The 10,204-nt window shown below is 36.4% G+C and carries 14 protein-coding genes and 2 pseudogenes; 10 read left to right on the forward strand and 6 right to left on the reverse strand.

Translation table 11 applies throughout. From position 1 onward, the window contains the following. Positions 1-246 precede the first annotated feature (246 nt). Together rplM and rpsI are read left to right on the forward strand one after the other, a co-directional pair. On the forward strand, positions 247-693 hold the full coding sequence (gene rplM, locus BU200_RS05480) for a 50S ribosomal protein L13 (protein ID WP_067086679.1): 447 nt from the start codon (positions 247-249) through the stop codon (positions 691-693). A 19-nt stretch (positions 694-712) separates the two neighbouring features. Continuing rightward, positions 713-1,105 carry a 30S ribosomal protein S9 gene (gene rpsI, locus BU200_RS05485; RefSeq protein WP_075099218.1) on the forward strand — a complete coding sequence of 131 codons (393 nt, stop codon included), beginning with the start codon at positions 713-715 and terminating at the stop codon, positions 1,103-1,105. Between the two features lie 127 nt (positions 1,106-1,232). Here rpsI and BU200_RS05490 read toward each other — a convergent pair whose 3' ends face one another. Beyond that, on the reverse strand, positions 1,233-2,387 hold the full coding sequence (locus BU200_RS05490; RefSeq protein WP_075099219.1) for a site-specific integrase: 1,155 nt from the start codon (positions 2,385-2,387) through the stop codon (positions 1,233-1,235). Between the two features lie 66 nt (positions 2,388-2,453). Continuing rightward, complete coding sequence (locus BU200_RS10680) at positions 2,454-3,008, reverse strand: helix-turn-helix domain-containing protein (protein WP_083609366.1); 555 nt, start codon at positions 3,006-3,008, stop codon at positions 2,454-2,456. A 150-nt stretch (positions 3,009-3,158) separates the two neighbouring features. Here BU200_RS10680 and BU200_RS05500 point away from each other — a divergent pair, with 150 nt between their 5' ends. From BU200_RS05500 to BU200_RS05535, 7 genes are all read left to right on the forward strand, one after another. Then, positions 3,159-3,458: a hypothetical protein gene (locus BU200_RS05500; RefSeq protein WP_075099220.1), complete on the forward strand. Its 300-nt coding sequence runs from the start codon at positions 3,159-3,161 to the stop codon at positions 3,456-3,458. Positions 3,459-3,587: 129 nt separating this feature from the next. Next, positions 3,588-3,866 (forward strand): DNA-binding protein, encoded by a 279-nt coding sequence (locus tag BU200_RS05505; protein ID WP_075099221.1) that lies wholly within the window; start codon positions 3,588-3,590, stop codon positions 3,864-3,866. Between the two features lie 5 nt (positions 3,867-3,871). After that, positions 3,872-4,204 carry a replication initiator protein A gene (locus BU200_RS05510; protein WP_075099222.1) on the forward strand — a complete coding sequence of 111 codons (333 nt, stop codon included), beginning with the start codon at positions 3,872-3,874 and terminating at the stop codon, positions 4,202-4,204. Position 4,205: 1 nt separating this feature from the next. Further along, positions 4,206-4,847 carry a hypothetical protein gene (locus tag BU200_RS05515; RefSeq protein WP_075099223.1) on the forward strand — a complete coding sequence of 214 codons (642 nt, stop codon included), beginning with the start codon at positions 4,206-4,208 and terminating at the stop codon, positions 4,845-4,847. Between the two features lie 293 nt (positions 4,848-5,140). Continuing rightward, on the forward strand, positions 5,141-5,986 hold the full coding sequence (locus tag BU200_RS05525; protein WP_075099225.1) for a replication initiation protein: 846 nt from the start codon (positions 5,141-5,143) through the stop codon (positions 5,984-5,986). A 311-nt stretch (positions 5,987-6,297) separates the two neighbouring features. Next, positions 6,298-7,602 carry a MobV family relaxase gene (gene mobV, locus BU200_RS05530; protein ID WP_075099226.1) on the forward strand — a complete coding sequence of 435 codons (1,305 nt, stop codon included), beginning with the start codon at positions 6,298-6,300 and terminating at the stop codon, positions 7,600-7,602. 139 nt (positions 7,603-7,741) lie between these two features. Beyond that, positions 7,742-8,212 (forward strand): hypothetical protein, encoded by a 471-nt coding sequence (locus tag BU200_RS05535; RefSeq protein ID WP_075099227.1) that lies wholly within the window; start codon positions 7,742-7,744, stop codon positions 8,210-8,212. A gap of 182 nt (positions 8,213-8,394) precedes the next feature. Here the strand turns inward: BU200_RS05535 and BU200_RS05540 are convergent, their stop codons facing one another. The 4 genes and pseudogenes from BU200_RS05540 to BU200_RS11795 all read right to left on the reverse strand — a co-directional run bounded on the left by BU200_RS05540 (position 8,395) and on the right by BU200_RS11795 (position 9,857). Beyond that, entirely contained in the window at positions 8,395-8,730 is a 336-nt protein-coding gene (locus tag BU200_RS05540) for a type II toxin-antitoxin system RelE/ParE family toxin (RefSeq protein ID WP_075099228.1), read from the reverse strand. After that, complete coding sequence (relB, locus tag BU200_RS05545; RefSeq protein ID WP_017648215.1) at positions 8,720-9,007, reverse strand: type II toxin-antitoxin system RelB/ParD family antitoxin; 288 nt, start codon at positions 9,005-9,007, stop codon at positions 8,720-8,722. The genes BU200_RS05540 and relB overlap by 11 nt, the downstream gene beginning before the upstream one ends. A gap of 344 nt (positions 9,008-9,351) precedes the next feature. Further along, positions 9,352-9,690: pseudogene (locus BU200_RS05550) on the reverse strand (tyrosine-type recombinase/integrase); the annotation flags it as partial. Continuing rightward, positions 9,588-9,857 (reverse strand): Arm DNA-binding domain-containing protein, encoded by a 270-nt coding sequence (locus tag BU200_RS11795; RefSeq protein WP_483409484.1) that lies wholly within the window; start codon positions 9,855-9,857, stop codon positions 9,588-9,590. The gene BU200_RS11795 and the pseudogene BU200_RS05550, both read right to left, overlap by 103 nt. Positions 9,858-10,029: 172 nt before the next feature. Here BU200_RS11795 and BU200_RS10925 point away from each other — a divergent pair. After that, positions 10,030-10,204 (forward strand): annotated as a pseudogene (locus BU200_RS10925) (IS5/IS1182 family transposase); the annotation flags it as partial.

The following is a 10,204-nucleotide window of genomic DNA, read 5'->3' on the forward strand; positions in this document are numbered from 1 at the left end:
TTTGAGTAGACAAGGAGACTTGGACCAATCCCTAATTTTGAGCAGAAACAGGAACTTTATTTTGGAAATTTACCAGAGTAAAAAATTAAGAAAAAAGAGTAGTAAGGCTTGACTTTCTCTCTTTTCTTTTGATATAATGGAAAACGGTATTGTTTACCCCATTTGAAAGGCCCCGGAACCTTCAAATAACTTGCGGACTGGAACATCCGCCCTGTAAACAAAAACGATATTCATATAGGAGAAATCATGAACAAGACAACATACATGGCTAAGCCAGGTGAAGTTGAACGCAAATGGTACGTAGTGGACGCAACTGATGTGCCTCTTGGACGCCTTTCAGCAGTTGTAGCAAGCGTTCTTCGTGGAAAAAACAAACCAACATTCACACCGCACACTGATACAGGTGACTTCGTGATCGTTATCAATGCTGAAAAAGTAAAATTGACTGGTAAAAAAGCAACTGATAAAGTTTACTACACTCACTCAATGTACCCAGGTGGATTGAAATCAATCACTGCTGGTGAACTTCGTTCAAAAAATGCAGTTCGCTTGATTGAAAAATCAGTTAAAGGAATGCTTCCACACAACACTCTTGGACGCGCTCAAGGGATGAAATTGAAAGTATTCGTTGGTTCTGAACACAACCACGCTGCACAACAACCAGAAGTTCTTGATATTTCAGGACTTATCTAAGGAAAGGAACAAATAAAGTATGTCACAAGCACAATATGCAGGTACTGGACGTCGTAAAAACGCTGTTGCACGCGTTCGCCTTGTTCCAGGAACTGGTAAAATCACTGTTAACAAAAAAGATGTAGAAGAGTACATCCCACACGCTGACCTTCGTTTGGTCATCAACCAACCATTTGCTGTTACCTCAACAGTCGGTAGCTATGATGTTTTTGTAAACGTTGTAGGTGGTGGTTATGCCGGGCAAGCAGGAGCTATCCGCCACGGTATCGCTCGCGCCCTTCTTCAAGTAGACCCAGACTTCCGCGACTCATTGAAACGCGCAGGACTTCTTACACGTGACGCTCGTATGGTAGAACGTAAGAAACCAGGTCTTAAGAAAGCTCGTAAAGCTTCACAATTCTCAAAACGTTAAGAATTGCTTTATATCAACGATTACAAGCATTTTGCAAGTCTCTTGCAAGGTGCTTTTTTTGTTATTTTTTGCTTTTGATACCTTTTTTGATACCGTTTTGGAAAAACTTCTACATCTTTTTTGACTGTTATTTTGCTTTGAGATAGTCTGCAAATTGCTTGATGGACTTATCTTCTCCATTAGCTGTTGAATGGCTATAGGTGTCTAAAGTCATTTGACTACTTGCATGACCTAGCCTTTTTGCTGTATTGACTGGGTCAACTCCAATTTCAATCATCAAGGTTGCATGGGTATGCCTGAAACCATGAGGACTGATTTTCCTTAAGCCATGCTTTCTGATAATCCGTGATAGTACATTGTTGATATAGTCTGCATGAAGTGGCTCTATTGAGCCTGACCGTGTGCAGTAAGTAAAGATAAAATCTTGCCCGATAGAAAGGGGTGCAACTGCTAGTTGTGCCTTTTCTTTTTGACAATTTGCCTTCCATTCCTGCAGAATAGAGACCGTCTCGCTGTCTAGCTTTATCCTTCGAACTGAAAAATCGTTTTTAGTGCCTTTTTCGATTGCCTGTCCGTCTAATCGTCCTAAGCTTTTATTGACGCTTAGTGTCTCACTCTGAAAGTCTATATCAGACCATTTAAGAGCGTATAGCTCGCCTTTCCTTAAGCCACTGTAAGCTAATAGTCTAAAGAGTGCGTAGTGCTTATAAGGCTCTTCTTGAATAACAATAGCAAGGAATTCTTGTAATTCCTGAACTGTCCAATAGTTTTCTATCCGTGCCTTTTTCCGCTTTGGCATGATGATTTCAGCCATAGGGTTATGCTTAAGCAGTTTCATCTTGATTGCAAAGTCAAAGACTTTCCTAGTATACGACTTGATTTGCTTGATATTTTTAAATGTCTTAGCTTTTTCGGTGATGAAGTTCTGGCAGTCTAAAGGGGAGATTTTGCTGATAGGCAGTTCTCCCATAACTGGCAGAATGTGAAGCCTAAACATATCAAGAGTACGTGAAGCCGTTGTTGGCTCTACCGTATCTTGATAGGCTTGATACCATTTCTCGAATATTTCGTTATAAGTTTTATGAGTTGGCTTGATGAACTCTTCCAACTTTCCTGAAGCCTTAAGGTAGATTAGCCTAGCTTCGTAATCTTTGGCTTCCTTTCGAGTACGAAAGCCACGTTTGATATGGTCTGCACGTTGACCGTCTCTTCTCATATAGACCTTGACTAAATACAAATAGCCATTTTTGGCTTTTTTGCTTGGGTATTTGTGAATGGACATTGTAATTTCTCCTTTATTTTTTATGTTTCGAAGCTTATAAAATAAAGAAATTATGACCAATTCAGATTATTTATTTAGTAATTGTTTTAAGTCATGTAAGGAAAGTTCAATTTCTCCTTTTTCATTAGAGATTTTATTAAATATTTCAGTTGTTTGTACTTTGAATTTGTCTTGTAAGGTCTCTTCTTCCGCTTCTAACTTGAATAAGCAGTTCTGTAAGTCCTTTAGTTTATCTAAGGTCTTTTTCTTTTCTTCATGGATAGATTGTAATTTTTGAATATCCTCGTTATTTAGGATGTTCAAATTTTTACTAGACTGCGCTAAATACACCAAATGAAGATAGGCAACTTTGGCATCTTCAGTAAGATTTTTCAATGTGTTTTCTTTTTCATCTTGAATACTATCTCTTCCTAACAAAAATGGAACTGATACACCAAAATAATTAGCTAGTTTTATAGCATTTTCTTTTTTAGGTGTCCTAATACCTTGATTGTAAGAACTTAAAGCACCATAAGGAATGTCAGCTTCTTTACTAATCTCTTTTAATTTTTTTCCAGATTTTATAATTAGCTCTCGTATTCTTGTTGGTGGTTTTTCAAAAATATCATCAATATTAGACATATAAAACTCCTTTCAAAGCATTATTTTATCATTTTTAAACAAATAAGTATAATTTTAGTTGACAAAAACAAAAATGTTTTATAAAATCTAATTATTAAACAAATATGTTTAATTTTTTCGAAGCTTATACAATAAAGAAAGAGGCAAATTATGGCTTATACACTAGAAGAACAAGAAACGTTTGTCCGATTTGATGCACTGGATAAACAGTGGACGATTGAAACTAATTATTACCCGCACATTCAAAAGGTGTTAAAACTTCCTGAAGCTTATGAAGTGTTAAACACTGAGGAAGAAGAAGGTAGAACGATTTGGCTTAATGCAGTCATGAAAATTGGTGAAGATTTTGGAATCAACGTATTTCCTAAGAAAAAACGCAAGATGACAGAAGAACAACGTCAAGAACTTGCTGAACGTATGAAACAAGCAAGAACCAGCCTTGAAAAATAGGAGTGTCTCTCTGTCTGAAAAACTATACAGGTATATTTACCCTATGGAACTATTTTAGATTGAGCCGTTCCCAGAAAATAGGTAGTGGAAACAGCTATAAAACGATTTTAACAAAAAGGAGAACTCAAAATGACAGAAGGATTTACTATACAGCTTCCAAAAGTAACCGAAAAGAAGTTACTGGCTCGCTATGATAACATGCTCCAAAAGGCAATAGAAAAAGCCCTTGAGGACAAGGAACTCTATAAGCCTATGGTTCGAATGGCTGGCTTATGCCGTTGGCTAGATGTCTCAACGACAACCGTTGCTAAATGGCAGAAGGAAGGAATGCCCCACATGGTGATTGATGGGGTGACCTTGTACGATAAGCACAAGGTCGCTCAATGGCTACAACAATTTGAGAGGTGAGAATTATGGACTACGATAAAGATTATTATCTTATCCCGAAAGTACTTTTTCGAGATGATTTTTACAGTAGTCTATCTGCTAGTGATATCTTAGTCTACACTGTCTTGAAAGGTAAACAGACAGAAGCTATTGAAAAAGGTTGGATAGATGCTGAGGGAAGTATTTACTTAAATTATAAAATTTCTGAGTTGGCAAAAATGTTTTCGTGTGGCAATAAAACTATGATTCATATATTGCAAAGGCTAGAAGAGGTTAACTTGATTGAACGTGAGAGACAAATGGCTGGATACTATTACAATCGCAGTTTACCTTATAGAACGTACATTAACGAGGTGTAACATGATAACTATTTATTTTGGAAATGATAATACTCTTAATGAATCTATTAGAACTCGCCTAGAGATTTATCAAATTGATTATCAGGAATATACAAGTGCCGATATTTATTTTTCTATATTGATGAGTTTATTCTCAAAAATGACTGATATGTTTGACTTACTAAATCCTCGATTGATAAGTTACAAGCTAGATAACAAATTGACTATGAGTCAGTTTATCCAAAAGGTACTATCAGACCGAGATAATCGCTTGAAGTTACCGATAGCTGTTACAGAAAAAGGAGTCTTCCCTTGTTTCACTCCTGAAGAAGTCTCCATGTTTCGTTCTAAAGAATTTAGAAAAGCTGAAAAACTTCATTTGTTCAAGGAGTTAGAGAAAATTGATAATGGTCGTTTATTTTGGCGAAACTTTGAACGCTTTCGCATGCAATCTGAGCTACGTTGGTTTGAACTGAATGAATTACTATTTACTGATGTGTCTAATGATTTGGGAGAAATCAAAAAAGCCAAAGATCGTTTCTTTAGCTACAAGAAAAATAAGGAAGTTCCACCAGATGAAATTGTTGAAAAAATCTGCAAAATATTTTTAGTTGACCGAGAAGAGTTTTTCAAAAAATCTATTTCGAATTTACAAAATTTCTAGTTAAAAACATTTATGAAAACAGTTATGAAAATATTTTGAAAACATAGTTTTGAGGTCAGATTTTTAGGGGTTACGAAAAAATTATAACTGGGCGCCCTCTAACAGCCCGCTATGTGCACATCTGATGTGCATTTACTACACCCGTTTTTTGGCAAGTTTGGCTGGAGCAAAATGAAAATGGTCCGACGAAGTCGGATCGGGGTTGCTCCCCCGAGAATGTCATTTTACGTAGGCCTTTACGCAGTCAAAAAAATTGGCGCCGATAGGCGACCAAGAAAAGAAAGGAGTCTTGTTTGGAATTAAAAGTTAGCTTAGACAATATTACGATAACAGCTTACATCAAATCATACAAGCTCCTAGGCTTAAAAAGATTGGTTGAAGGTCATACAGCTATTATTATTCAAACTGCTATGACTGATATGTTCAGAGCTTACACAAAGGATGGAGGTCAAGTTGTGCTCCACATGGAATATGACAAAATAAAAGGACAAGCCTTTAATGCTCGCCCTTTCCGTTTGGAGTTCAACCCTAATAAACTCCGTTCAGTAGATACTGAAATTATAGACACTATTATACCATATCTTGAAGATATTTCAATATCTCGTGCTGACTTAGCTTTTGATTTGTTTGAGGTTGATTGTAGTGAGTTTGTGCTAGAGAAAAAAGGGCGCCCCACTGCGACCAAAGAATTTCGTTCAGATACTGGAAAACTAGAAACGAAGTATTTAGGTGCTTCTCGCTCGGAAAAACAGGTTAGGCTGTATAACAAGAAAAAAGAGCAACTAGAAAATGGGACTGACAAAGAAAAGGAATTTGCAAGTCAATTTAAGCATTGGTGGCGATTGGAATTTCAGTTAAGAAGTCGTTCAGTTGAGGAGATATTCGAGGTTATCAATACTGTTGTTTTTAAACCATTCAAATTTGAAGGTTTACCTGTTGAAACTCAGATCTATCTTGTAGCTCTTACACGAGATAAAAATATCTGGAAGCAACTACACAGAAACACACGAGCAAAATACAAAAAGATTTTAGAAACCTATCAAACATCAGATATTGATTATTTAGGTTTGCTAAAAGACTTGTTGAAATATGAGCGACCAAGACTTGAAAAACAATTAGCCTATTATGGTGGTCGGTAGATTGTCGGACAATGCGAAGCGTACGACCTTTGGCACTGATTAAGTGCCTTACTCGCTTCGGCGAGTATAATCGAAACTCCTCTTGTGGCTCGAGAGGTGGTTCGAAGTCGCTCCCGTATTCGGAGCGAAAAGCTGTCTGCAAGACCCTTCGGAGAACGCACATTTACGGAGTAAAGTGTAGTGCGTTACACTTTACATGGAAGTAGTGCCGACCCTTCAGGAAAAAATCTTGCCTATGGGTTGCTTATTTCTGGTGGCAATTATCCGCCACCAGCTCGGCGACCTTTTGAGCCGAGAAAGGAGAAAAATCAATGAGTTATGCAGTAGCTAGAATGGTCAAATACAAATCTGGTAATCTCGGTGGTGCTTATCGCCATAATGAACGTGTTTTTGAAAATCATTCAAACAAGGATATTGACCCCGAACGAAGTCATCTAAATTATGAGTTAACAGACCGTGACCGCTCTATTCCCTACGACAAACAAATAAAAAAGTATGTCAATGACAATAAACTATCTAAACGTGCTATTCGGAAAGATGCTGTATTGTGCAATGAATGGATTATCACATCTGATAAGGCATTTTTTGAGGATATGAGCCAGGAGCAGACGAAAGAATTTTTTGAGACTGCTAAAAATTTCTTTGCAGAAAGATACGGAGAACAGAATATAGCTTATGCCATGGTACATCTTGACGAAAGTACCCCACACATGCACCTTGGACTTGTACCACTGAAAGATGGGAAGCTTAGCTCAAAAGCTTTATTTGGTCATAAGGAACAGCTTAAGGAAATCCAGGAGGAGTTTCCAAAATACCTGAATGATAAAGGGTACACTTTACAACGTGGAGAGGTTGATAGTGAGAAAAAACATCTTGATACTGCTGAATATAAGGAGAAGCAACGATTGCTTGATGATGTCGAGCAACGACTATCTGAAAAACAAGATAAGTTAGAGCAGATAAGCCAGAAAATAAACCAGCTAGAGTTGACTGTTTCAGAAAAAGAGCAACTGCTCCGGCATTTGGAGCAGAAGGAGTGGCATACTCTCGAAGAGTTGAAGCAATACGAAAAAGAAATAGAGACCTTAGCTGAAAGTTTAACTGATTTGAAAGAGGTTGAGCCTTTAGGATTTAGGGAGCTACACGCAGAAGGACTAGCAAAGCGTACACTTGACGGCAAACTAAAGATGAATAGAGAAACCTATAATAGGCTATATCAGACTGCTTCTAAAAATGCGACAAATAACGTTAGACTGAGGCAGGACAGGAATGCTTTAGAGCATAAACTGAATAAGTCTCTAAAAGACCAGAACAATCTAGCTAAATCATTGATAAAAAGTGAAAAGTTACTAACAGAAAACAAGGAATTGAAGTCTGAAGTTGATAGGCTCCAGCATGAAAATAAGGGGCTTAAACAACAGATGGACCGCTTGACTGATAGGCTTAAAGCTGTGAATCAAAAGTTGGCTCTTTGGCGTAAGAATGCTAAAAAGTATTTGCCAGAAAAAGAATTCCGCTCTACTATGAGACTAGCTAATCAAATACGACCGCCTAAACTAAATATAGTGACGGCAGTCAAAACGATAAAAAATATAATTGAGAAAAACTTATTTTAAGCACTTTATGCCGTGAAAGTCTCTTGACAATAAGCTAGTCGGCAGGCTGAAAAGCTGACGACCGATCGCCGTAGGCTAAAAAAGACTAGGTTTCTTGTTGTCAAGAGAACCATGGAATAAATAAACAAGGAGAAAGAAGATGACTAATACTAACAAACCACTCGTTTATAAAATCCCACAGCCTAGCCCCTTTTCTGGTAAAGAATTAATAGGGTTCTTACAAGTTGCCCATAAAGCAGCAACTGGAGATTGTTTAGCTTCTGCCTACCCCTTTAATATCATTGAATCGTTGATTTTAGAGGATGAACAAGGTCAGGAATTTTGGACGAAAGACTTGTCTATCAATGTTTTAGAGATACATCTTAAGGATAATTACAATATTCGTTTCCTTCGAAAAGATTCCGACCTTTATATCATCATTGAAGACCTTGATACCTTCAAAGTAGGGTTCAATAAGCTTGTAGAGGATTTAACTAATCCTGATAAGAAATACTTGATTTATCATGATTTTATTAAGACTTACCGCAATATGCTTCCTCATGAAAAAATAGAATTTTATCAGAAAAAAATGCGTGAGGAAATCGCCCGCAAAAAGTCTAGTAAGAAGTAACCTGTGGTATAATATTTAGTGAGGAGATAACGCTATGAGAAAAACGCTATTTGGTTGGATGATTGCATTTTCTGTATTACGCTTTTTTGGCCGTTCTGTGAGACAGTCGAATAAGGCGTTGCGTCGCTTATTGCGATAACGACACTTTAAAAGCCTTGGCAATATGCTAAGGCTTTTGATTGTTATTTAAACAATTTCATATAGTCGCTTCGAGTAGGAAGCAAGTAATCAATAACGACCCTATTCTCTTCCTCCTCAATGTGATAAAGGACAATATAATCTTTACTTAGGGTATAGCCTCTAGTGCTGTGGTACTTACTGATTTTTGAACCATATTTTTCATCGGCATCAAAACCAACTTCAGGGAAAACCTCGAGTTTTTCTATGTCGCTAATGATTTGCTCCATTTTACGCTGACCTGATGTCGAGGAATAGTTTTGAGAAATATAATCACGAATTTCCTTTAACTTCTCTAAAACATCAGGAGCATAGATAATCTGATATTTCTTATAGTCCAAGTTCAGACCTCACTTCTTCAGAGGTATAAAACTTTCCTTGACGAACATCTTCAATATTTTTGTTGATTTCAGCTTGAAATTGCTTGAAAAGTTTTTCTTTCTCTAGCTCCTCCTCTGTCAATAAGTCAACCTCATTTGTGACAACGACATTTTGAAGGAATAATCTTAAAGCAGATGATAAGGTTAAATTTTTTTTGTTTAATACTGTCATTGCTTCGCTTACCAATTCTTTGTTAGCTTGGAATGTGACAGCTCTATTTTTTTCTACTGTAACCATATTATGTACCTCTTTATGTAATTTATTTAATTATATCATATACATAAAAAAGGTCAATAAAAAATCCCAACTGATTGAGATAGCTTTCGTTTATTTTATAAGCTCCGAAACTACAGAAAATTGATACCTTTTTGATACCGTTTAGGTTTAAATATTTGTCTATAAATAAGAATTTTAGTGATTTTTCATTTTAGAAACGTTGATTTTAAAGGGTTTTGGATTTAAATAACAGAATGAGCCAAAAACCAGGTCTTAAGAAAGCTCGTAAAGCTAGCCAGTTCTCAAAACGTTAATACAAACGTTACTGTGTCAATCTTCAGCGGAGCTTTTTGGTTCAAGTTGGTTCAAATTGTTTCGCTGCTTAGAGAAGATAATAAATTTAAGGCATCGGCATCTTGCTGGTGCTTTTTTTCTGGCATTAGCTCTAAGTAATAGTTTTGTGTAGTTTGAATATTGCAGTGTCCAAGTCGTTTGGATACATAAACAATATCAATTCCTTTTGAGAACAAAAATGATGCATGAGTGTCTCGTAAACCATGAAAGGTTGTTTCAGGTATATCTAATTGCTTGAGTAGATGTTTCAAGCGATAAGCCTGTTTGAAGTTATCGGTATCAAAAATATATCCATTAGATTTGACAGGAATTTTTTGTAACAGCTTATAGATTTCTGGGTTGATACTTCTCTGTTTGAGAGTTGCTTTCCTTTTCCTTTCTCTAATTCCATTTCTAAAGCCCATAACTCTGCTTCTGATTTTGTTTTAAAAGTTTGGATTAACTTTTTATGTTGTCCATATTTGTATAGTGAAATTTGTACTTTATATTTTTTACCTACCTTTGTAATACTAGCCATTGTTCAATCCTTCTTTCTAAAAAAGATTGATAAACTACATCTGAATACAAATATATTATACATAGTTTTTTAGTAGTTATCAATTCTTTTCTTTTAAGGGGACCTCTAAAAACTTCCTAAATTTCCCCAAAATGAGATAATTGGGGAATAAAAAGTAATGAGGAGATCTGTCATGCATTTATTCACAGACGATGAAAAAATCTTGTCAAAACTATCAGAAAAAGGCAATCCCTTAGAACGTTTGGATGCCGTTATGGATTGGAATATCTTTCTTCCTTTGTTGTCAGAGTTATTCAGTCGTAAAGATAAAGTCATCAGTCGTGGCGGTCGTCCTCACCTAGACTATC

It is taken from the genome of Streptococcus acidominimus (assembly GCF_001921825.1).
Lineage (GTDB): Bacteria > Bacillota > Bacilli > Lactobacillales > Streptococcaceae > Streptococcus > Streptococcus acidominimus.